The 21,464-nt window shown below is 59.3% G+C and carries 18 protein-coding genes; 6 read left to right on the top strand and 12 right to left on the bottom strand.

Annotated elements, in window-relative coordinates; translation table 11 throughout:
• Positions 1 to 39: 39 nt before the first annotated feature.
• Positions 40 to 1,137 carry an aminopeptidase gene (locus AC1D19_RS28950; protein ID WP_477765401.1) on the top strand — a complete coding sequence of 366 codons (1,098 nt, stop codon included), beginning with the start codon at positions 40 to 42 and terminating at the stop codon, positions 1,135 to 1,137.
• Here the strand turns inward: AC1D19_RS28950 and AC1D19_RS28955 are convergent.
• From AC1D19_RS28955 to AC1D19_RS28970, 4 genes are all read right to left on the bottom strand, one after another.
• On the bottom strand, positions 1,119 to 2,348 hold the full coding sequence (locus tag AC1D19_RS28955) for a nucleoside recognition domain-containing protein (RefSeq protein WP_223443495.1): 1,230 nt from the start codon (positions 2,346 to 2,348) through the stop codon (positions 1,119 to 1,121). The two genes, AC1D19_RS28950 and AC1D19_RS28955, sit on opposite strands and share 19 nt — an antisense overlap.
• A 195-nt stretch (positions 2,349 to 2,543) precedes the next feature.
• Positions 2,544 to 3,875 carry a glutamate/aspartate:proton symporter GltP gene (gene gltP / locus AC1D19_RS28960; RefSeq protein WP_477765402.1) on the bottom strand — a complete coding sequence of 444 codons (1,332 nt, stop codon included), beginning with the start codon at positions 3,873 to 3,875 and terminating at the stop codon, positions 2,544 to 2,546.
• 792 nt (positions 3,876 to 4,667) lie between these two features.
• A complete protein-coding gene (locus tag AC1D19_RS28965; protein WP_003177151.1) occupies positions 4,668 to 4,832 on the bottom strand; it encodes a DUF1328 domain-containing protein in 165 nt (54 codons plus the stop codon).
• Positions 4,833 to 4,900: 68 nt separating this feature from the next.
• Positions 4,901 to 5,188, bottom strand: coding sequence for a hypothetical protein (locus AC1D19_RS28970; RefSeq protein WP_477765403.1), 288 nt, complete (start codon positions 5,186 to 5,188; stop codon positions 4,901 to 4,903).
• 437 nt (positions 5,189 to 5,625) lie between these two features.
• Between AC1D19_RS28970 and algB the strand changes: the two genes are divergently transcribed.
• Positions 5,626 to 6,972 carry a sigma-54-dependent response regulator transcription factor AlgB gene (gene algB / locus AC1D19_RS28975; protein WP_477765404.1) on the top strand — a complete coding sequence of 449 codons (1,347 nt, stop codon included), beginning with the start codon at positions 5,626 to 5,628 and terminating at the stop codon, positions 6,970 to 6,972.
• A 10-nt stretch (positions 6,973 to 6,982) separates the two neighbouring features.
• Positions 6,983 to 8,773, top strand: a complete 1,791-nt coding sequence (locus AC1D19_RS28980) for an ATP-binding protein (protein WP_477765405.1) — start codon at positions 6,983 to 6,985, stop codon at positions 8,771 to 8,773.
• Positions 8,774 to 8,780: 7 nt separating this feature from the next.
• On the opposite strand, the gene AC1D19_RS28985 is transcribed toward AC1D19_RS28980, so the two are convergent.
• From AC1D19_RS28985 to AC1D19_RS29015, 7 genes are all read right to left on the bottom strand, one after another.
• On the bottom strand, positions 8,781 to 10,400 hold the full coding sequence (locus AC1D19_RS28985) for an EAL domain-containing protein (RefSeq protein WP_477754120.1): 1,620 nt from the start codon (positions 10,398 to 10,400) through the stop codon (positions 8,781 to 8,783).
• A gap of 77 nt (positions 10,401 to 10,477) precedes the next feature.
• Positions 10,478 to 11,257 (bottom strand): N-acetylmuramoyl-L-alanine amidase, encoded by a 780-nt coding sequence (locus tag AC1D19_RS28990; RefSeq protein WP_477765406.1) that lies wholly within the window; start codon positions 11,255 to 11,257, stop codon positions 10,478 to 10,480.
• 92 nt (positions 11,258 to 11,349) lie between these two features.
• Positions 11,350 to 13,344: a GGDEF domain-containing protein gene (locus AC1D19_RS28995; RefSeq protein ID WP_477765407.1), complete on the bottom strand. Its 1,995-nt coding sequence runs from the start codon at positions 13,342 to 13,344 to the stop codon at positions 11,350 to 11,352.
• On the bottom strand, positions 13,341 to 14,219 hold the full coding sequence (locus tag AC1D19_RS29000) for an endonuclease/exonuclease/phosphatase family protein (protein ID WP_218431436.1): 879 nt from the start codon (positions 14,217 to 14,219) through the stop codon (positions 13,341 to 13,343). The genes AC1D19_RS28995 and AC1D19_RS29000 overlap by 4 nt, the downstream gene beginning before the upstream one ends.
• Positions 14,220 to 14,233: 14 nt before the next feature.
• The gene (locus tag AC1D19_RS29005; RefSeq protein WP_108218734.1) at positions 14,234 to 14,875 is read right to left on the bottom strand and encodes a thiol:disulfide interchange protein DsbA/DsbL; all 642 of its coding nucleotides are present in this window, start codon (positions 14,873 to 14,875) and stop codon (positions 14,234 to 14,236) included.
• A 199-nt stretch (positions 14,876 to 15,074) separates the two neighbouring features.
• Entirely contained in the window at positions 15,075 to 15,704 is a 630-nt protein-coding gene (locus AC1D19_RS29010; protein ID WP_477754123.1) for a c-type cytochrome, read from the bottom strand.
• A gap of 45 nt (positions 15,705 to 15,749) precedes the next feature.
• A complete protein-coding gene (locus tag AC1D19_RS29015; protein WP_223455051.1) occupies positions 15,750 to 16,040 on the bottom strand; it encodes a c-type cytochrome in 291 nt (96 codons plus the stop codon).
• Between the two features lie 191 nt (positions 16,041 to 16,231).
• On the opposite strand from AC1D19_RS29015, the gene yihA reads away from it, so the two are divergent.
• Positions 16,232 to 16,876: a ribosome biogenesis GTP-binding protein YihA/YsxC gene (gene yihA / locus AC1D19_RS29020; protein ID WP_008002192.1), complete on the top strand. Its 645-nt coding sequence runs from the start codon at positions 16,232 to 16,234 to the stop codon at positions 16,874 to 16,876.
• Between the two features lie 346 nt (positions 16,877 to 17,222).
• Here the strand turns inward: yihA and polA are convergent, their stop codons facing one another.
• On the bottom strand, positions 17,223 to 20,027 hold the full coding sequence (polA, locus tag AC1D19_RS29025; protein ID WP_477765408.1) for a DNA polymerase I: 2,805 nt from the start codon (positions 20,025 to 20,027) through the stop codon (positions 17,223 to 17,225).
• Positions 20,028 to 20,101: 74 nt separating this feature from the next.
• On the opposite strand from polA, the gene AC1D19_RS29030 reads away from it, so the two are divergent.
• The gene (locus tag AC1D19_RS29030; RefSeq protein ID WP_116262477.1) at positions 20,102 to 20,392 is read left to right on the top strand and encodes a DUF2782 domain-containing protein; all 291 of its coding nucleotides are present in this window, start codon (positions 20,102 to 20,104) and stop codon (positions 20,390 to 20,392) included.
• 57 nt (positions 20,393 to 20,449) lie between these two features.
• Complete coding sequence (locus AC1D19_RS29035; RefSeq protein WP_477765409.1) at positions 20,450 to 21,400, top strand: homoserine kinase; 951 nt, start codon at positions 20,450 to 20,452, stop codon at positions 21,398 to 21,400.
• Positions 21,401 to 21,464: the final 64 nt, after the last annotated feature.

Consider the following 21,464-nt stretch of genomic DNA (forward strand, 5'->3'; position numbering starts at 1 on the left):
GGATAGTCTTGTGGAAAGACTCTCCAAGGAAGAATTATTGTGATCAGGCCGCTTCCTAGCCTTGGGTTACTTGATCGCGTTTTTCGCGTTTTGTTTCCGGGTGTGTTGTTTTTGTTGCTCAACGGTTGCACCAGCGCCAGCTATTACAGCCAACTGGCCAGCGGCCAACTGCAGTTGCTGCGGGCCAGGGAGCCGGTTTCCAGCGTGATTGCCGACCCGGCGCGCGATCAAAAGCTGCGTACACACCTGGAGCAATCGCAAAAGGCCCGAACGTTCGCCAGCCAGCAATTGCACCTGCCGGATAACCCGAGTTACCGCTTGTACGCGGACATTGGGCGTCCCTTCGTCGTCTGGAATGTCTTCGCCACGCCGGAATTTTCCCTAAAACCCGTAAACCACTGCTTCCCCATCGCCGGTTGCGTGGCTTATCGCGGTTACTACAGCCAGAGTGCAGCCCGCGGCGAAGCAGCTATGCAACGCTTGCAGGGCATGGACGTGTCGATTGGTGGTGTCGAAGCCTATTCGACACTCGGCTGGTTCAACGACCCGATCATCAGTTCGATGATGGGCTGGGGGGATGAGCGACTGGCCACGCTGATCTTTCACGAGCTGGCCCATCAGCGTTTCTATGTGAAGGACGACACGGAGTTCAACGAATCCTTCGCCACCTTCGTCGAGCAGGAAGGTACTCGCCAATGGCGCGCCTACCGCCTCCTGCCACCGGATAACAATGCGCAGGCGCGTCAGCGCAACCAGTTCACTGCGTTGGTGCTCAAGACCCGCACCCGACTGGAAAAACTCTACACCTTGCCGTTGCCAACCGAACAAATGCGCCAGCAAAAGGCTGCCGAGTTCGAGCGCTTGCGCAGCGAATACCGGAAATTGCGCGACAATCAGTGGGCCGCGGACAAACGCTACGATACCTGGATCTATGCCCCCATGAATAATGCCCGGCTATTGCCATTTGGTTTGTACGACCAATGGGTTCCGGCATTTGCCACGCTGTTCCATCAGGAGGATGGCGACTGGCTCAAGTTTTACGCTGCCGTGGAAAAGCTCGGCGCCTTGCCGGCGGACGAGCGTAAGGCCGCGCTGAAAGCATTGGCTGGCGAGGCCGATCAACCAAAGAACCAGTAGCAAACCCCGATCGCGCCCAGCACCCCGGCAAGCTCCGCCAGCAATGCACAACCGACTGCATGTCGTGCGCGCTGGATGCCCACGGCGCCGAAGTACACCGCCAGCACATAGAACGTCGTTTCGGTGCTGCCCTGGACCGTCGCCGCCACCAGCGCCGGGAAGCTGTCGACGCCCGAGGTCTTCATGGTTTCGATCAGCATCGCCCGGGCGGCGCTACCCGAGAAGGGTTTGACCATCGCCGTCGGCAGCGCATCGACGAATCGCGTGTCCCAACCGGCCCATTCCACCAGATGGCGAATGCCATCCAGACCGAAGTCCAGCGCCCCGGACGCACGCAGTACGCCCACTGCGCAGAGCATCGCCACCAGATAGGGCAGCAAGTTCTTGGCGACGTCGAAACCCTCTTTGGCTCCTTCAACGAAGGCCTCGTAGACCTTCACTTTGCGCAGCGCGCCGATCAGTAAAAACAGCATGATCAGGCCAAACAGCGTCACGTTGCCGAGGATCGACGACAGGCCGGCCAGCGCGGTCGCCGAAAGGGTCGCCAGCAACGCCATGAAACCACCGAGGGCGAGGGCGCCGGGGATCAGGTAGGCCAGCACCACCGGGTCCCAGATGCGCAGGCGCTGCATGAACGCCACCGACAGGAAGCCGACAATGGTCGAGCAACTGGTCGCCAGCAGGATCGGCAGAAACACCAGCGTCGGGTCAGGCGCGCCTTGCTGGGCGCGATACATGAAGATCGTCACCGGTAGCAGGGTCAGCGAGGAGGCGTTGAGCACCAGGAACAGGATCTGGGCGTTGCTGGCGACAGTGGCGCTGGGATTGAGTTCTTGCAGCGCCTTCATGGCCTTGAGGCCGATCGGTGTGGCGGCGTTGTCCAGGCCCAGGCCATTGGCGGCGAAGTTCAGGGTGATCAGGCCGATGGCCGGATGACCAGGCGGGACTTCAGGCATCAGGCGCAAAAACAGTGGCCCCAGAGCCTTGGCCAACCATTCGACGATCCCGGCTTTCTCGGCAATGCGTAGAAAACCCAGCCAGAGGGTGAGGGTGCCAAACAGCAGCACCATGACTTCGACCGACAGCTTGGCCATGGCAAAAATGCTTTCCACCATTGCCGCGAAAATCCCGGCATTACCGCCGATCAGCCACTGCGCCAGCGCCGATACGGCTGCCACGATGAAAAAGCCAAGCCACAGGCCATTGAGCATCAGTCAAATCCCCCAAAAGATCCGCGAATGATAGCGGGGTGGCCAGAAACGACAAACCCCGGATTTCTCCGGGGTTTGTACATACGCACCACATAACCAATGTAGGAGCCGGCTTGCCGGCGAAGGCGTCATAGCTGGCGATGCAATGCTCGAAGCCGTCTTCGCTGGCAAGCCAGCTCCTACAGGAGATTTGTGTCAGTTGCTGGAAATTTCACCTGCCGGCAGTTTTTCCTTGCTGCGCCAGTGCGGCAGGGAGTTCCAGTAGCGCTGGCCCTTGGCGTCGTCGTACATGCCTTCCCAACGAGCGATAACCAGAACAGCCAGTGCGTTGCCGATCACGTTCAGTGCGGTACGGGCCATGTCCATGACGCGGTCGACGCCAGCAATGAACGCCAGGCCTTCCAGTGGAATACCGACGCTGCCAAGGGTAGCCAGCAGCACCACGAAGGACACGCCCGGTACGCCGGCGATGCCTTTGGAGGTGACCATCAACGTCAGTACCAGCAACAGTTGCTGGCTGATCGACAGGTCGATGCCATACAGCTGGGCAATGAAGATCGCCGCGATGCTTTGGTACAGGGTCGAACCGTCGAGGTTGAACGAGTAACCGGTCGGCACCACGAAGCTGCAAATGGCTTTCGGCGCGCCGTAGGCTTCCATCTTCTCGATCACGCGCGGCAGCACGGTTTCGGAGCTGGCGGTGGAGTAGGCCAGTACCAGCTCATCCTTGAAGATGCGCATCAGCTTGATCACCGAGAAGCCGAACAGGCGAGCGATCAGGCCCAGGATCACGAAAGCGAAGAAGGCGATGGCGACGTAAACCAGGATCACCAGTTTAGCCAGCGGTATCAGCGACGCGAAGCCGAAGTTGGCCACAGTCACCGCGATCAGTGCGAACACGCCGATCGGGGCGTAGTTCATGATCATGTGAGTGACCTTGAACATGCTTTCCGATACGCCCTGGAACATCTTCACCAGCGGCTCGCGCAGGTCCGCCTGCAGGCTTGACAAACCGAGACCGAACAATACAGAGAAGAAGATGATCGGCAGCATTTCGCCGCGAACCATGGCCGCAAAAATGTTCGACGGGATCAGGTTGAGGATGGTTTCGACGAACGCGTGTTCATGCCGAACCTCGGCCGCCGTGGCCTGGTACTTGGAAATGTCCACAGTACCCAGAGTGCTCATGTCGATGCCGGCACCCGGATGGAACAGGTTGGCCAGCAGCAGACCGACCACGATGGCGATGGTGGTGACGATCTCGAAGTAAATGATGGTCTTGAAGCCGATACGCCCCAGCTTCTTGGCATCACCGACGCCGGCAATGCCGACAATCAGGGAGGAGATGACGATCGGGATTACGATCATCTTGATCAGACGGATAAAGATATCGCCTGCCGGTTGCAGGACGTTGCTGATCCACCAGGCTTTCTCGGCACTGAAATGGTTGAGCAGCGCACCGATTGCAATCCCCAATACCAGACCGATGAGGATCTGCCAGGCGAGGCTAAGCTTTGCCTTCTTCATATCTTTACCCTTACTTGTTGTTTGACTCAGGGAGATGCGCGAACTGGAACGCTTATGGCGAAAAAGTCTAGTGCATCTACCCCCGGATAAGGTGCCCCGGAACGCGTGTTTACGGCTCTCCGGCAGGCGAAAAAGGCGCAACTATTCCGATGCAAGGGAGCGCCGTCTAATGCCGTAAACGCCTACCCTATGCCGAATCGGCATGAGGTTTTTTTAGTAAAACACGCGTCCCAACCGGTTCGAATGCGACATTTCGGCAGGTATAAGTGCCGTGAACCGGTCATCACAGAGCAGATTGAATGTTTTTTGAGCGGTGGCCGAGGACTGATTTTTCAGCAAAATCCCGCAGGACGAAGCGAAAAATCGCGGCAAAAAAAAGGTGGTTTTTCTCGATATACGGTCGCTGGTGAAACACCGGGAAAAGTATTTTCCGACGTAACCAGGACAAGGACGCGATAACGGTGAGGAAACCGAGACGAGCGCTCTATTTCAATGTGTTGCGTGATCAAGCCCTTCGCAAGCCCGTCGAACCATGGCGGTCCGGCGAACTTGCGCAGTAGCTTTTCCTGACCCAGCCCTTGCGCAGGCACTCGCTGTACCCGTAGGTCACTCCACCCCTGAAACAGGCAGAACGTCCCGACCCCTTGGTCATGCGCCAGCCTTCCTCAGGTGACGCAGGTGGAAAGAGGCGCTGTGGCCTCCCTCATGTGCGTACTTCAATACCCGTTCGGATCTTTCTTCGTTTGCTCCATCGACAGGGCGGCTGCCAGTGCCTTGAACAAACCTCTCATGTCAGCCTCGACCGCGACGACCAAAGAAGAAGGAGGCAATGAACATCACCAGGAACACGACAAACAGAATCTTGGCGATACCCGTGGCGGTGCCCGCGATACCACCGAAGCCCAATACAGCGGCGATGATGGCGATGATCAGGAATGTGATTGCCCAGCTCAACATGATGATTCTCCTTACGCTCTGTTTAGAGGTGCTGCGTTTCCCGGCGCATCGGATGCGCGGAAGTTTGCCTAGAACACCCAACGCTCCTGATGACGTATCTCACCCACAGGCCCGGCCTGGTCGACATCCATCATGCGCATCGGGGTGCTATCGGCCTGACCGCTGCTGACCGCGCTGAAATGGGTTTGGGTCGGATGCTGAATCGACAGACGTGGCGTTTCAGGCTGCTGGCCCTGCTCCCAGCGCTGAAACTGCTGGCCGCCGATCAGGGTGATCAACAGCGCCAGAACAGCAAACAGTCCTTGCTCGATTTGCACAGGCGAGAGGTGCAGGTGGGCGGCACGTTGACGGTTCATCTTGGAGCTCCTGCCTCTCGGGTCGGTATTCGATAGCGGGCGTTTGTTTTTGAATGCCCTGGTTAACCAGACAATTGCAGCCCGCATGCCAGCCTTGACTCGATTTAATTTCTTTTAATTTCAATATCTTATGATCATAAAAGAAATCACTTCGCACGCATCCTGCACGATGCCACTTGCGCGGTCGTGCGTATTGCATGATTCGTTTGAAGGAATGCGTAAATTTTTTGAATTGGGAGGAGGGCGCGGATGTCAGAATTTTACGCTGGCCGCTGTCAGAAACCGGACATCTATTCAAAGAACCGCAAAATCAGGTGGCTAACCGATACATGGGATGAAATCTACCCTGCCATGACAGGAATGGCTCAGAATCAATCATGCAACTTGCCCGATTTCTCTGAGACTAAATAAAGATATTTATTAAGGAGCGTAGGAAAATGGAATCAGCCACTGAGCATCAAGGCCGCATTCTGCTGGTGGATGATGAGTCCGCCATCCTGCGTACTTTCCGTTATTGCCTCGAAGACGAAGGCTACAGCGTGGCCACCGCTACCTGCGCCGCGCAGGCAGAAGCCCTGTTGCAGCGGCAGGTCTTCGACCTGTGCTTCCTCGATTTGCGTCTGGGTGAAGACAACGGCCTCGATGTGCTGGCCCAGATGCGTATTCAGGCGCCCTGGATGCGGGTGGTGATCGTCACTGCGCACTCAGCCGTCGACACCGCAGTGGATGCGATTCAGGCCGGTGCCGCCGACTATCTGGTCAAACCGTGCAGCCCCGATCAATTGCGGCTGGCCACCGCCAAGCAACTGGAAGTGCGGCAACTGTCGGCGCGACTGGAGGCCCTGGAAGGTGAAGTGCGCAAATCCAAGGATGGCCTGGACTCCCACAGCCCGGCCATGAAAGTGGTACTCGAAACCGCCCGCCAGGTTGCCACGACCGATGCCAATATCCTGATTCTTGGTGAATCCGGTACCGGCAAGGGCGAGCTGTCCCAAGCCATTCACGGCTGGAGCAAACGCGCGAAGAAATCCTGCGTCACGATCAACTGCCCGTCGCTGAACGCTGAACTCATGGAAAGCGAACTTTTCGGCCACAGCCGTGGCGCCTTCACCGGTGCCAGTGAAAGTACCCTGGGACGAGTCAACCAGGCGGACGGCGGCACGCTGTTTCTCGACGAGATCGGCGACTTTCCCCTGACATTGCAGCCGAAGTTGCTGCGTTTTATTCAAGACAAAGAATATGAGCGCGTCGGTGATCCGGTGACCCGTCGTGCCGATGTGCGCATCCTTGCGGCCACCAACCTCAATCTTGAGGACATGGCCCGCGACGGTCGTTTCCGTGAAGACCTGCTCTATCGCCTGAATGTCATTACCTTGCACCTGCCACCGCTACGCGAACGCCACGAAGATATTCTCAACCTGGCCGACCGTTTCCTGGCGCGCTTCGTCAAGGAGTACGCCCGTCCCGCGCGCGCCTTCAGCGACGAAGCCCGGGAAGCGCTGCTGAGCTATCGCTGGCCGGGCAACATCCGTGAGCTACGCAACGTGATCGAGCGGGCGAGCATCATCTGTCCGCAGGAGCGGGTCGAGATCAGTCATCTGGGTATGGCCGAAACTCCGGTCAACAATGCACCGCGCATCGGTGCGGCACTGAGCCTGGAGGAGCTGGAAAAGGCCCACATCGGCGCGATCCTCACCACCGCCGACACCCTGGATCAAGCGGCGAAAACCCTGGGCATCGACGCCTCGACGCTGTACCGCAAACGCAAACAGTACAACTTGTGAGCAGCAGCGGATGAAACTGGCGATGAAATTGCGGACCCGGCTGTTCCTGAGCATCTCCGCACTGATGACCATCGCGTTGCTCGGGCTCTTGCTCGGGCTGGTCAGCGTGATGCAGATGGCCGGCAGCCAGGAAGTGCCCACCCGCAACAACTTCGTCACTCTGGACCTGGGGCTCAAGCTGCGTCAGACCCTGGATGATCAACTGATCATCATGCTCAGCGAGAAACCTGAATCTGCCGCTTTCGCCGCCTCGAAACAGCATTACTTCGAACTGCTGGAGGAAGGTATCGCCCAGGAGCCAGAGCAGTCCGGAGGCGAGTACGGCTTCAGAAAAGCCAAGGCCGACTATGAGCGCTTTATCCAGGCTTATGAAACGTCCCCGGCCCCGTCGAATGTGCTCGGCAGCCACGGCAACCTGATGGAAAAATTCAACGCGCTACGCAATGGCCTGATCGCCGAGCACAAGCGCGCACTGGATAACATCAACGATACCGATCGTCAGGCCCGGGAGCAGGCGCTGCTGATTGCCGGTTTGCTTGGCCTGGTGGGGCTGGCGGTGCTGATCGTCGGCTTCGTGACCGCGCAGGCCATTGCCCGGCGCTTCGGGGAGCCCATCGAGGCTTTGGTCAAGGCGGCGGACAATATCGGCCAGGGCAATTACGATGTCACCCTGCCGATCTCTTCGGCGGTGGAGTTGAACCAGCTGTCCCGGCGTTTCGGGATCATGGCCCAAGCGCTGCGTGAGCATCAGGCCACTAACGTCGATGAACTGCTGGCCGGTCAACAGCGTTTGCAGGCCGTGCTCGACAGCATTGACGACGGACTGCTGATGATTGACCGTCAGGGTCATCTGGAACACCTTAACCCTGTGGCCCAGCGTCAGTTGGGCTGGGAATCCGATCGTCTGGGTCTAGGGTTGGGCACGGCGCTGGAGCGCCCCGAACTCGATGAGCAACTACAACTGGTGCTGCGCGGCAGCACGCTGGAGCGGGCGCCGGAAGACTTGAGCATCGAAGTCGATGGCGAGTCACGACTACTGACCTATAGCCTGACCCCGGTAAGCCATACCCAGGGACATATTCTCGGTGCCGTGATGGTGCTGCATGACGTCACGGAACAGCGTGCCTTCGAACGGGTACGCAGCGAATTTGTATTGCGCGCCTCCCATGAGTTGCGCACACCGGTCACCGGCATGCACATGGCTTTCGGATTGTTCCGCGAGCGCGCTCACTTTGCCCCGGATTCCCGGGAAGCCGATCTGCTCGATACCGTGAATGAAGAGATGCAGCGGCTGATGCAGTTGATCAATGACCTGCTGAATTTCTCCCGTTACCAGAACGGTTTGCAGAAACTCACCCTGGCGCCGTGTGCCATCGAGGCATTGCTGGAACAGGCTCAATCGCGCTTTGCCACATCGGCCGAGGAGAAAGAAATCAGTCTGCTGGTGGAAGTGCAGGGGCCTTTGCCGCGGTTACAGGCCGACCAGCCACAACTGGACCGGGTACTCGACAACTTGCTCGACAACGCCTTGCGTCACACCGGCTCCGGCGGGCGGATACGCCTGCAGGCCCGGCGCCACGGCGACCGGGTCATCATCAGTGTCGAGGACAACGGCGAAGGCATCGCCTACGGTCAACAGGGGCGGATCTTCGAGCCGTTCGTACAGGTCGGACGCAAGAAGGGCGGGGCCGGGCTCGGCCTGGCCTTGTGCAAGGAAATCGTGCAATTGCATGGCGGGCGCATGGGCGTCTACTCCCGGCCGGGGCAAGGTACTCAGTTCTACATGGCGCTGACCGTTTAGCTCACCTTCACGCCTCGTCATCCAGACGTCGGCCAGCGCCGGCCAGGCGTCGGCCCCGGGTTATCAATTCAATGAACTGCACGGAACTCAGCGCGCGGGCGAACAGCCACCCCTGGCCGAACTTCACGCCTTCACTGCTGAGGAATTCGGCCTGGGCCTCATGTTCGATGCCTTCGGCAATCACCTTCAGGTGCAGCGACTGGGCCATGTGAATGATGTGCGGGGCCACGCCGCTGCTGGCGGCGTCATGGCCCAATGCATCGATGAACGCCTTGTCGATTTTCAGGCAATCCACCGGCAGGGTTTGCAAATAGGCGAGGCTGCAATAGCCGGTGCCGAAGTCATCGATCAACACCTGGTGTCCGACATCCCGCAAGGCTTGCAGGTTTTCCCGGGCCACCACCACATCGACCAGCCCGCGCTCGGTGACCTCAAAGGCAATTTGCTGCGCAGCGACACGGTGCAGGGTCAGCAGCCGCGCCATCACCTGACCAATCCGCGGAACCATCACATCACACGCCGCGAGATTGACCGAGATGTACAGTTGCGGGTTGGCACGCAGCAACTGGCCGAGTTGCTCAAGCAGGCGTTGCAGGACGAAGTCCGTCATCTGGCGAATCTGCCCGGTGTTCTCCGCCATCGGGATGAACAGGTCGGGACTGGTCAGAGTACCGTCCGGCCTGCGCCAGCGTAGCAGCGCTTCGGCCCCGACACAGTTGCGGCTATCGAGGTCGAAGATCGGTTGATACAGCACCTGCAACTCGCCACGGCGAATCGCGCCGGTCAGTTCGGCGTCCAGCGACTGCCGCTGGCGCACCAGCAGAAACACCAGGAACCCAACGCATATACCCAACGCGAGGCTCGCCGGCAGCAGCCACCACCAGACCGCCGGGATGTGCATGCCGGTACGCGGGCTGATCAACACCAATTGATACTCCGGGTTGTCGGTGGGCATGCGGTATATCAGGCGTGTCTGGGTGATCTGCAGCGCATCACGGTTTTTCGGTGGCCAGGCCTCGGCTGGTGGCCAGATCTGAGAAGCACCCAGCACCGGAATCGCCCGCGCGCCATGGTCCAGGACTACCAGCAGGCTGCTGCCCGGTGACAGGTCGACCATATCGGTCAAATGACCGCGAGAGGTCGCGACCCGGAAATTCCCGCGCCCGAGCATCAGCGCGGCGCGGTTTTCATCGGGTTCGGTGGTGGTGTTGAGCCAATAGCTGTAAGTCGGGCCTTTTATGTCTGGCGATCGACTCAGCGACAGCCCTTCCTGGCGAGGGCGATTGGAGCAGATTCGCGAGGAGTCCATGTAGGCGGCTTCGTAGACGAAGCGATAATTGAACGTAACCTGTTGCAAGGTCGCGATCATTTCAGCATCGCAGCCGCGCAACGGTTGCGCTTCAAGATCGTCAAGGCTTTCACGCAGTTGCCCGAAGAGCTGTTCCAGGCGGGCGAGGAAGCGCTCCCCCTGAGCATTCATTTCTTCGCTTTCGTTTTGCTCGACCTGGTGTATGGCGACGAACAGGCTGCCGGCCATCAATAACGTTGCGCTCAAGACAGCAGACAGCAGCCCCAAAAACCAGGGGCGATGGAACCAACTATGGAAGGTCTCTCGAGCAGCAGGCATTGTGTAATATCCGACGGATTACCAATGAGTTATAGCTGCTGATTGGAAAAATAGCCCTGACCGTCGGGCGGGCGTCATTATTTTGTCTGATTCAACACAAAAAGCAGCGCTGCAGTTTGCGCATCCGGAGTTCCATCGAAGCGCGCCGGGCGGAAATGCATCTGGAATGCCGCTATTACATGGCGTGTCGCGACGTCGAGCTCGCCGGTTTGTGGCGAGGTATAACCCAGGCGGGCCAATTGCGCCTGAAACCAGCTGATGCTCGGCAATTGTTCGGCGAACTGCATTTGCTGGCGCGCTACCAACTGTTCGTTCGGCCAGATGCCCAGGCCTTCGGCGGCCAGACGCTTCCAGGGGAACAGCGGCCCCGGGTCCAGCTTGCGCAACGGTGCAATATCGCTATGGCCGATGATGTCGCGAGGCCTTATGCCCTGACGCTTGCTGATGTCCTTTAGCAATACGATCAAGGACTGGACCTGATCTTCGGTGTAGGGGTACCACACGCGTCCGGTCGGGGTGTCCTTGAAGCCCGGGTTGACGATTTCGATACCGATGGAACTGGAATTCAGCCAGGTCCGGCCATTCCACTCGCTCTCCCCGGCGTGCCAGGCCCGCACATTTTCATCCATCAGTTTGTAGATGGTGGCGCCCTTGTCGTCGCCGATCAGGTAATGGCTGCTGACTTCACCGTGGGTCAGCAATTGCAACGAACGCTCCAGCGAGGCGTTGGTGTAATGCACCACCACGAACTGCACACGGCTGTCGTAATTGGCTGAAGGATGACTGGTGTCAAAACGGGGACCGCTGGCGCAGCCGGCCAGCAGAATCAGTGACGCGATCAGAGCAAAATATTTCATGGCGAAGGCAGTACACATAAGACAATAATGCAACAGTGTAACGTAATGCCTGGCGGGCGGACGGCAATCAAACAAAATGGAACAATTGACGATCAGCCCGGCTCCACGCGGTTGCGCCCGGCATTTTTTGCGCGATACAGCGCCTGGTCGGCTCTTTTAAGCGCTTGATCGCCATGCTCACCCTGCCTGAACGCCGTCATTCCGATAGACACGGTGATGGTCACCGGCTCTCCCTTGAAGTGGAACGGACAGGCCTCAATCGAGGCACGCAAGCTTTCCAGCAACTTCAGCCCCGCCGCCGGCACCGTGGATGGCATTAACAGCACAAACTCTTCGCCGCCAAACCGCGCAATGAAATCCGTCCCGCGCAGACGCTTGCGCAACACGCTGGCGATGATTTTCAGCACTTTGTCACCGGCCAGGTGCCCGTAGTTATCATTGATACGCTTGAAATGATCGAGGTCCAGCATGGCCAGCAGCAACGTGTTGCCATGTTGCTGCCATTGTGTGACTTCATGGTCCAGGCGCTCGCTCCAGGCCGCGCGGTTGGGCAGACCGGTCAACGGGTCGACCAATGCCTTCTGACGCTGCTCTTCAAGGTGCTCACGGTAACCTTGGGCCTCCTGCTCCATATGGGCGACCCGCTCGGCCAGGCTATGCAAGCGCGCAGCGACCTCTTGCTCGCGCTCATCGCGCTGTTTCTGGTGCTGGTCCATGGTGCCCAGCAAGCCTTCGAGATGGTTTTCCAGGACGTGCTTGAGATCTTCCAGGTCCGCGGCTTCCTGCATGCTGCTTTGCAAGCCATCGACCTGTTCGCGGATCTGCGTGTCCATCTGCCGCGCAGCCGAACGGTTGTCGGCGTGCCCTGCGGTGGCGGCCTGCAAGTTGCTCTGGAACGATTCGAGGCGCTCGTTCAATCGTTGTAGATAGGCTTCGAACTCATGCTGGCCGCTGTCGGTAATGGCCAGCATCAACGTGGCGAAGTCGTCGAGGATCGGCAGCAATTCGTACCAGTTCAAACCGTTTTTCAGACGATCGCGCATGGATTCGGCTTGCGGGCGATAATGTTCGGGCAATGTCAGGTCGTCGAGCAGCCCTAGCAGCGTGTCTTCGATGTGACTGGCCACCGAACTGTAGGAGGGCTCGGGGGAGTCCGGGAGTGCGTAGAGAATGTCGTGTTCGGATGGCGCCTGATCGGTGGCGACCACGTCCTCCGTCGGAATCGGAGGTACGGGCACACTATCCGTCGATGCTTGCGCGGTCAGCTCGTCGGGGTTCGCTTGCGGCTCAGGGGGTGTCGCAATGGTTTCCGGAGCTGGTTGCTCGGCCGATTCGATTTCTGTCGAGGCTGCACTGGATGGTTGAGGCTCCGCAGCCGGAGGTGCAAAAGCCACGGCTGGCTCAGTCGGCACGGACTCGTCCTCAGCTCGCTCAACAGCGGGTACCTCGCAGATTGCTGGCTCAATCACGACCGGGGCCGACTCGATAATCGCCACAGGGCTCTCGGCTACAGGGGCAGCCAGCGCAGGAGAAGTAGCCGTTGAGGCCGCCGTCTCCTGCGCTTCACGACCGCCGAACAACCGCTGCAGCAAGCCCGGCCGATCGGGTTCCGTCGGGGTCTCCAGCTGGCTCAGGGCCTTGCCTTGCAAGCCACTCAGTTCGCTGAGCAACAACGGTATCTCACGTGCCTGACTGACCCGCGCCTCCAGTTGCTTGGCGAAACTCTTGAGTGGCCGGCTCACATCCCGTGGCAGCGGCAATGTTTGCAGTTGAGTGACCAGCGCAGTCAGGGCGGCACTGGTCTGGTTGATCCGGGTTTCCCGACGCTGCTCGGAGTCGAGCACGGCTTTTTCCAGGCGTGGAATCAGCGCGGCCAGGCCGGCGTCCATGTCGTCGGTACGCACGACCTCGCGCATTTCCTTCATGCACTGGTCAACGGCGCGGTCAGTGCCTTCCGCCGCCAGGGTGCTGCGCACCAGTCCACGGCGCAGCAAGTCGAGCCGCGCGTCCCAGCGACGTTCGAGCTTTTCCTGTTGTTCAATGCTTTTGAGGTATTTCTCTTTCCAGCGCTGTGTTTCGTCGCTCATTCATGGGATCCGCGAAGGGCAGGACTCAACGCGGGCAATGCATCGGCCGTGAGCGAACCCGGCAGACGAATCTCTACCGCGACCGGCAGGTGATCGGAAATGGGCTGTGCCAGCACCTCGACCTTTTCCAGGGTCAGGCTCGGGCTCAGCAGGATATGGTCCAGGCAGCGCTGCGGGCGCCAGCTGGGAAACGTCGCTTCCAGTTGTGGCGCAAGCAGGCCGAGATCGCGCAACGCAGAGTTTTGCAGCAGGTCACTGGCATGGGTATTCATGTCGCCCATCAGTACCTGGTGTTTGTAATCGCCAATCAGATCGCGGATGTAGGCCAGTTGCAGGCTGCGCGCCCGGGCACCCAAGGCCAGGTGCATCATGACCACCACCAGCGCTTCCGGGCCTTCGCCGAACCGTACCAGAATGGCTCCGCGACCTTTTGGCCCCGGCAACGGATGATCTTCAATGGCCCACGGACGCAATCGACTGAGCACGCCATTGCTGTGCTGGGCCAGGCGACCAAGGTTGCGATTGAGTTGTTGATACCAGTAGGGGAAGGCGCCGAGCTGGGCCAGGTGTTCGACTTGATTGACGTAGCCTGACCGCAGGCTGCCGCCATCGGCTTCCTGCAAGGCGACCAGATCGAAATCGCCCAGCAGATTGCCGATTTTCTGCAGATTGTCGGCACGTCCGGTGTGCGGCAGCAGATGCTGCCAGCCCCGGGTCAGGTAATGCCGATAACGCTCGGTACTGATGCCGACCTGGATATTGAAGCTGAGCAAGCGCAGACGACTGTCTACGGGCAGGCCCGTGGACTCCAGATGATGCTCGTTGACCCGCGGATCATGCCGGCCAACGACACGTTCAGTACCCCATCGGCGCATGGCAGTGACTGCCCTTAGTTGGCGGCAGCCTTGTTAGCCGCCCGCTCTTTGTCGATCAGTTTGTCGGCCAGTTGCAGGGCCTGTTCAGCACCGCCGGCAGACCCCACGTCAAACCGGTACTTGCCGTTGACGATCATGGTTGGAACGCCGGTGATTTCATACTTCTTGGCCAGTTCACGCGCCTTGACGATCTGACCTTTGATAGCGAAAGAGTCGAAGGTCGCGAGGAACTTGTCCTTGTCCACGCCTTGGGTAGCGAGGAAGTCGGCCATGTCATCCTTGTCGGTCAGTTTCTTGTGTTCTTTCTGAATCGCATTGAACACCGCGGCATGAACGTTGTGCTCGACCCCCATGGCTTCAAGGGTCAGGAACATCTGACCGTGAGCATCCCACGGGCCACCGAACATGGCTGGAATGCGTACGAAATTCACGTCCGTCGGCAGCTTCTCGACCCACGGATTGATCACCGGCTCGAAGGCGTAACAATGCGGGCAGCCGTACCAGAACAGCTCTACCACTTCGATCTTGCCAGGCACAGCGACCGGAACCGGATTGCTCAGTTCCACATAAGGTGCGGCGGGGGCTTCAGCAGCCTGGGCGGTCATGCCGAACAGGCTGGCAGCGGCAAAAACGGCGCTGATGATCAGATTACGCATGCTTCACTCCTGGACAAATTTTATCGCCTCGCGCGACTGTTTTCAGACAGATCCTGACGGGCTTGAGTTCTGTAGTGTAACGGCAGCGGCCACAAAAAAGGGCGGCCAAGGCCACCCTTTTTATACTTGCTGTCACGGATTAATCGAGCGTTAACGTTGCAGGCGATAAGCACCCTGTTCAACACCCGATCCGCCGGCCTCAGTGCAGGCCTTGAATGTAGCTGGACACCGCAGCGATGTCTTCGTCGCTCAGCTTCTTGGCAATGGTCTGCATGGTTTTGGCATCGCCGTCGTTGTTGCGGCCGCCTTCTTCCTTGCGGAAGTCGGTCAGCTGCTTGCCGATGTATTGAGCGTGCTGGCCGCCGAGGTGCGGGAAACCGGCAGCCGCGTTACCTGCGCCATTTGGCGAATGGCACCCGGTGCAGGCTGGCATCCCCTTGGCCAGGTCACCACCACGGAACAGGGCTTCACCGCGAGCGACAACTTTCGGATCGGCGGCGCCGACGCTGCCTTTCTGGCTGGCGAAGTAGGCGGCGATGTCCGCCAGGTCCTGATCGCTCAGGTTGGTCAGCAGACCGGTCATTTCCAGAACGGTGCGCTTGCCCGACTTGATGTCGTGCAATTGCTTGGTCAGGTAGCGTTCACCCTGACCCGCCAGTTTTGGAAAATTTGGCGCCATGCTGTTGCCATCCGGGCCGTGGCAGGCGCCACATACGGCGGCTTTGGCCTGGCCGGCTTTTGCATCACCCGGTTGTACTGCCTCACCTGCAGCATGGGCCATGCCGGAGATGCCCACGGTCAACAGCAGACTCACGATCAATTTCTTCATCAGCTAATCCAACTACGGCTAAGGGTTAAGAGTTATGGACCGGGCTTACTCGCTCATCCAAAGGATGGTGGCTTGGTAATCCTCGGCACTGCAGTCCATGCACAAACCACGCGGCGGCATCGCCTTGAAACCCTGGGTCACGTGTTGCACCAGCGTCTCCATACCTTTCGCCAACCTCGGCGTCCAAGCTTCCTGATCGCCTTTTTTCGGCGCCATGGGGAGTTGGCCGGAATGACAGGCACCACAAACACGGTTGTACACAGCTTCCGGATCCTGTGTAGCCTGAGCGCTGTAAAGCGGCATCAAGACACCGGCAGCTAGCAGCCATTTCGTCATAAAACGACCTTTTCAGGGTTGAGAGCGAGCTGCGTTCTAGTGCGCAATCAAGGTTTGTCGCTCTCGTGAACTTCATCCTACGCTGGGACAAAGCGCACACAAAATCTGCGGCATTATATACTGGCGTCACTGAAACGGAAGCGACACTGCTTGCCGCACCCATTCCTGGCGCCGCCCACATCGGAAATCCCATGCAACTCAAGAATCCCATCCTCGGTCTGTGCCAACAGTCCACCTTCATGCTCAGCGCCGCCAAAGTCGACCAATGTCCGGATGACGAGGGCTTCGAAGTCGCCTTCGCCGGGCGTTCCAACGCCGGCAAGTCGAGTGCCTTGAACACCCTGACCCATGCCAGCCTGGCGCGCACCTCGAAAACCCCGGGGCGCACACAGCTGTTGAACTTCTTCAAGCTAGACGATGAACGCCGTCTGGTCGACCTGCCGGGCTACGGTTATGCAAAAGTACCGATCCCGCTCAAGCAACACTGGCAGCGTCACCTGGAGGCATATCTGGGTGGTCGCGAGAGTTTGAAAGGTCTGATCCTGATGATGGACATCCGCCATCCGATGACCGATTTCGACCTGCTGATGCTCGACTGGGCCGTGGCTGCCGGCATGCCGATGCACATTCTGCTGACCAAAGCAGACAAGCTGACCTATGGCGCGGCCAAGAACACGCTGCTCAAGGTTCAGGCGGAAATCCGCAAGGGCTGGGGTGATCTCGTGACGATTCAGCTGTTTTCGGCCCCGAAACGCATGGGCCTGGAAGATGCCTACACCGTACTGGCTGGATGGATGGAACTGGCGGACAAGGGTGCCGAAGTAGAAGCCCAGTAAGCAGCGAAGGTTGCCTGGGGCGCCCCAGGCAGTTTTCTGCAGGCAAAAAAAACCCCGGGCTTCATATGGGGAGGGAGAAGTTCCGGGGTTCAAGCTCTAGACCGCTAGGGCGGGGTCCAGATATCTGCCAACACTTAACACAACATAGGAGCATCGAAGGGCTTCACCAGCCATTCAGTAACTCTGAGTGGTGGTTCGCAAGATTAGTTCAGATTTTTTTCAAATAGCTTTGGAATAACTCTGATAATTTTCCGGACTAAGTGGTTCACGCCCTTCTGCCGCGGCACTATGCCGCAGCAGAACACGACAATTTTCTGTAGGAGCGAGCTTGCTCCTACAAGAAGGCTCAGTGAGCCTCATCCCAGTTATTTCCGACACCCACTTCGACCAGCAACGGGACATCCAGTTTCGCGGCCTCGCTCATGTGCACGCGAATTTCATCGCGAACCTGGTCGATCAGGTCTTCACGCACCTCAAGCACCAGTTCATCGTGCACCTGCAAAATGACTTTGGCGTCGAGGCCAGACGCGGTCAGCCAGTTATCCACCGCGACCATGGCTTTCTTGATGATGTCCGCCGCAGTGCCTTGCATCGGCGCGTTGATCGCCGTGCGTTCGGCGGCGGCGCGCTCTTGCGGCTTGTTGGAGTTGATGTCCGGCAGGTACAGGCGTCGGCCGAAGAACGTCTCGACATAACCTTGCTCGGCGGCCTGGGCACGCGTGCGGTCCATGTACTGGCGAACGCCGGGGTATCGGGCGAAATAGGTATCGATGTAGGCCTTGGCGGTCTTGGTGTCGACGCCGATGTCCTTGCCGAGCTTCTGCGCGCCCATGCCGTAGATCAGGCCGAAGTTGATCGCCTTGGCGCTGCGGCGCTGGTTGGAGGTCACGTCGGCCAGTTCGACCTTGAACACTTCGGCGGCGGTCGCGGTGTGCACGTCCAGATTGTGGCGGAAGGCGTTCATCAGCCCTTCGTCCCGGGAAAGGTGCGCCATGATCCGCAGTTCGATCTGCGAATAGTCCGCCGCCAGCAGCTTGTAACCTGCCGGGGCCACGAAGGCCTGGCGAATGCGACGCCCTTCGGCGGTGCGCACCGGGATGTTCTGCAGGTTCGGGTCGCTGGAGGACAGCCGCCCGGTGGACGCCACCGCCTGATGATACGAGGTATGGATCCGTCCGGTACGTGGGTTGATCTGCTCCGGCAGACGGTCGGTGTAGGTGCTTTTCAGCTTGCTCATGGAGCGGTATTCCATGAGCACTTTCGGCAATCGATAGTCGTCTTCTGCCAGTTTGGCCAGCACTTCTTCGGCGGTGGAGGGCTGGCCCTTGGCGGTTTTCTTCAATACCGGCAGGCCGAGCTTCTCGTAAAGGATCACGCCCAGTTGCTTGGGCGAACCGAGGTTGAACTCCTCGCCAGCAATCTCGAAGGCTTCACGCTCCAGCGCCACCATCTTGTCGCCCAGCTCGATGCTTTGCACGCCCAGCAAGGCGGCATCGACGAATGCGCCCTGACGCTCGATTCGCGCCAGCACCGGCACCAACGGGATTTCGATATCGGTCAGCACGCTGGCCAGGCTCGGAATGGCCGAGAGCTTTTCGAACAGGGTCTGGTGCAGACGCAAGGTGATATCCGCATCTTCGGCGGCGTAAGGCCCGGCCTGCTCCAGGGCGATCTGATCGAACGTCAGCTGCTTCACGCCTTTACCGGCGATGTCCTGGAAACTTACCGTGGTGTGGTCCAGATACTTCTGCGCCAGGCTGTCCATGTCATGACGGGTGGCCGTGGAGTTGAGCACGTAGGACTCAAGCATGGTGTCGAAGGCGATGCCCCGCACGGTAATGCCATTGTCCTGATCGCCACCGATGGCGCAGTTGGCCAGGATGTTCATGTCGAACTTGGCGTGCTGGCCGACCTTGAGTTTGTTCGGGTCCTCCAGAATCGGCTTGAGCGCACGCAGAACAGTGTCGCGGTCCAGCTGTTGCGGCACGCCGATGTAGGAATGGGTCAACGGGATGTAGGCCGCTTCGTTGGCCTGAACCGCGAATGACAGGCCCACCAGTCGTGCCTGCTGCGCATCGATGCCGGTGGTTTCGGTGTCGAAGGCAAACAGTTTGGCGTTTTTCAGTTTTTCCAGCCAGGCATCGAACCGCGCCTGATCGAGGATGGTTTCATAGGCGGCTTCAGCAGCGGCGACCGGTGCTTCGGCCTCTGGTTCGCTGAACAGATCCGCGGCCGGTGCAGGCTCGGCGGCAGCACTCAGTTCCAGGCGTTTGGCGTCGCGATCAAGGTCGCTCAGCCAGCTCTTGAATTCCAGCAGGGTGTACAGCTCGTAGAGTTTGGCCGGATCTTCAGGACCCATTTGCAAGTCGTCGAGCCCAACGTCCAGCGGCACGTCGACCTTGATGGTCGCCAGTTGATAGGAGAGGAAGGCCATCTCCTTGTGCTCTTCGAGCTTGGCCGGCAGGGTCTTGGCGCCGCGAATCGGCAGGGTCGGCACGATGTCGAGTTGCGCATAGAGTTCGGTCAGGCCGCCGTTCACACCAACCAGCAGGCCCGAAGCCGTCTTCGGACCGATGCCCGGAACGCCCGGAATGTTGTCGGACGAATCGCCCATGAGCGCCAGATAATCGATGATCTGCTCCGGAGCGACGCCGAATTTCTCCTTCACGCCCTCCACGTCCATGCTGCTACCGGTCATGGTGTTGACCAAGGTAATGTGACCGTCGACCAGTTGCGCCATGTCCTTGTCACCGGTGGAGATGATCACCGGACGATCCGCCGCCGCGCTGCTGCGGGCCAGGGTGCCGATCACGTCATCTGCCTCGACGCCCTCTACGCACAGCAGCGGGAAGCCCAGGGCGATCACGCTCTGGTGCAGCGGCTCGATCTGCACGCGCATGTCGTCAGGCATGCTCGGACGGTTGGCCTTGTATTCGGCGAACATCTCATCGCGAAAAGTCCCACCCTTGGCGTCGAACACCACGGCGAACGGACTATTCGGATATTGCTTGCGCAGGCTCTTGAGCATGTTCAACACGCCCTTGACCGCGCCGGTCGGCAGGCCTTTGGACGTGGTCAGCGGTGGCAGCGCGTGAAAGGCGCGGTACAGGTAAGAAGAACCGTCCACCAGGACGAGGGGGGCTTGGCTCATGAGCAGGATCAACCTTTTCGGCGGGTCCGGCGCTAGAATAGCGGGACCGTTGACGACAAAGGGACAAGGTTATCATGCGCACACTAAATCGCCTGTTGCTGGCTGGCTTGTTTGCAATCACACCACTGGCCGTCATGGCAGCGGACGATGCGCCGACACCCGAGCCGGAAGTCACGATCCGCACGGAAGGGGACAAGCTCATTCAGGAGTACCGCCAAAACGGCTTCCTGTATGCGATCAAAGTCACGCCCAAGGGCGGAAAGCCATACTTTCTGGTGCGTGCGGACGGTACAGATGCAAACTACATCCGCTCGGATTACCCGGATATGCTGATTCCGGCGTGGAAGATCTTTGAGTGGAAATAGTTTCCTAATTTCAATTGGCGCTGGCTCACGAGCGGCGCCCGTACTGGCAGTTTAAACATGTCTGTGTTCACCCCCCTGGCTCGGCCCGAGCTGGAAGCTTTTCTCGCCCCTTATGGCCTCGGCCGCCTGCTTGATTTCCAGGGGATTGCCGCCGGTAGCGAAAACACCAATTTCTTTATCAGCCTGGAGCAGGGCGAATTTGTCCTGACCCTGATCGAGCGCGGTCCGGTTCAGGAAATGCCGTTCTTCATCGAACTGCTCGACGTGCTGCACGGCGCCGACCTGCCGGTACCTTACGCCCTGCGCACCACAGACGGCGTGGCCTTGCGCGAACTGGCGGGCAAGCCTGCGTTGCTGCAACCGCGCCTGGCCGGCAAGCACATCAAGCAAGCCAACGCGCAACATTGCACACAGGTCGGTGAGTTGCTCGGCCATCTGCACCTGGCGACCCAGGCCAATATGATCAAGCGCAAAACCGATCGCGGCCTGGACTGGATGCTGGAAGAGGGCACGCAGTTCCTGTCGCATCTCGGTGCCGAGCAGAAAGACCTGCTGCAACGGGCGCTGGAAGAAATCACCCGGCAGAAAGAAAAAATCCTGGCACTGCCGCGGGCGAACATTCACGCCGACCTGTTCCGCGATAACGCGATGTTCGAAGGCACGCACCTGACCGGGCTGATCGATTTCTACAACGCCTGCTCCGGGCCGATGCTCTACGACGTGGCGATTGCCTTGAACGACTGGTGCTCCGACGACGATGGCGTGATCGATGGACCGCGAGCGCGGGCCTTGCTGGGCGCTTATGCAGCCCTGCGACCGTTCACCGCTGCCGAAGCCGAGTTGTGGCCGACCATGCTGCGGGTGGCTTGCGTACGGTTCTGGTTGTCACGCTTGATCGCCGCGGAGTCGTTCGCCGGACAGGATGTGTTGATTCACGATCCGATGGAGTTCCAGCTGCGGCTGGCGCAGCGGCAGACGGTCAATACGCCGTTGCCTTTCGCCCTTTAAAGCAAAAGATCGCAGCCTTCGGCAGCTCCTACGGACCGAGGTAGGAGCTGCCGAAGGCTGCGAT

It is taken from the genome of Pseudomonas sp. P1_C12, from assembly GCF_056406435.1.

Bases quoted from the DNA above. Each gene is read 5' to 3' on its own strand.
- AC1D19_RS28955 (WP_223443495.1), bottom strand. From the start codon at position 2,348: ATGCTCAATGGCCTGTGGCTTGGCTTTTTCATCGTGGCAGCCGTATCG.
- yihA (WP_008002192.1), top strand. From the start codon at position 16,232: ATGCAACTCAAGAATCCCATCCTCGGTCTGTGCCAACAGTCCACCTTC.
- AC1D19_RS29010 (WP_477754123.1), bottom strand. From the start codon at position 15,704: ATGAAGAAATTGATCGTGAGTCTGCTGTTGACCGTGGGCATCTCCGGC.
- AC1D19_RS28980 (WP_477765405.1), top strand. From the start codon at position 6,983: ATGAAACTGGCGATGAAATTGCGGACCCGGCTGTTCCTGAGCATCTCC.
- AC1D19_RS29015 (WP_223455051.1), bottom strand. From the start codon at position 16,040: ATGACGAAATGGCTGCTAGCTGCCGGTGTCTTGATGCCGCTTTACAGC.
- AC1D19_RS28985 (WP_477754120.1), bottom strand. From the start codon at position 10,400: ATGCCTGCTGCTCGAGAGACCTTCCATAGTTGGTTCCATCGCCCCTGG.
- algB (WP_477765404.1), top strand. From the start codon at position 5,626: ATGGAATCAGCCACTGAGCATCAAGGCCGCATTCTGCTGGTGGATGAT.
- AC1D19_RS29035 (WP_477765409.1), top strand. From the start codon at position 20,450: ATGTCTGTGTTCACCCCCCTGGCTCGGCCCGAGCTGGAAGCTTTTCTC.
- AC1D19_RS29030 (WP_116262477.1), top strand. From the start codon at position 20,102: ATGCGCACACTAAATCGCCTGTTGCTGGCTGGCTTGTTTGCAATCACA.
- AC1D19_RS28990 (WP_477765406.1), bottom strand. From the start codon at position 11,257: ATGAAATATTTTGCTCTGATCGCGTCACTGATTCTGCTGGCCGGCTGC.
- AC1D19_RS29005 (WP_108218734.1), bottom strand. From the start codon at position 14,875: ATGCGTAATCTGATCATCAGCGCCGTTTTTGCCGCTGCCAGCCTGTTC.
- AC1D19_RS28995 (WP_477765407.1), bottom strand. From the start codon at position 13,344: ATGAGCGACGAAACACAGCGCTGGAAAGAGAAATACCTCAAAAGCATT.
- gltP (WP_477765402.1), bottom strand. From the start codon at position 3,875: ATGAAGAAGGCAAAGCTTAGCCTCGCCTGGCAGATCCTCATCGGTCTG.
- AC1D19_RS28965 (WP_003177151.1), bottom strand. From the start codon at position 4,832: ATGTTGAGCTGGGCAATCACATTCCTGATCATCGCCATCATCGCCGCT.
- polA (WP_477765408.1), bottom strand. From the start codon at position 20,027: ATGAGCCAAGCCCCCCTCGTCCTGGTGGACGGTTCTTCTTACCTGTAC.
- AC1D19_RS29000 (WP_218431436.1), bottom strand. From the start codon at position 14,219: ATGCGCCGATGGGGTACTGAACGTGTCGTTGGCCGGCATGATCCGCGG.
- AC1D19_RS28970 (WP_477765403.1), bottom strand. From the start codon at position 5,188: ATGAACCGTCAACGTGCCGCCCACCTGCACCTCTCGCCTGTGCAAATC.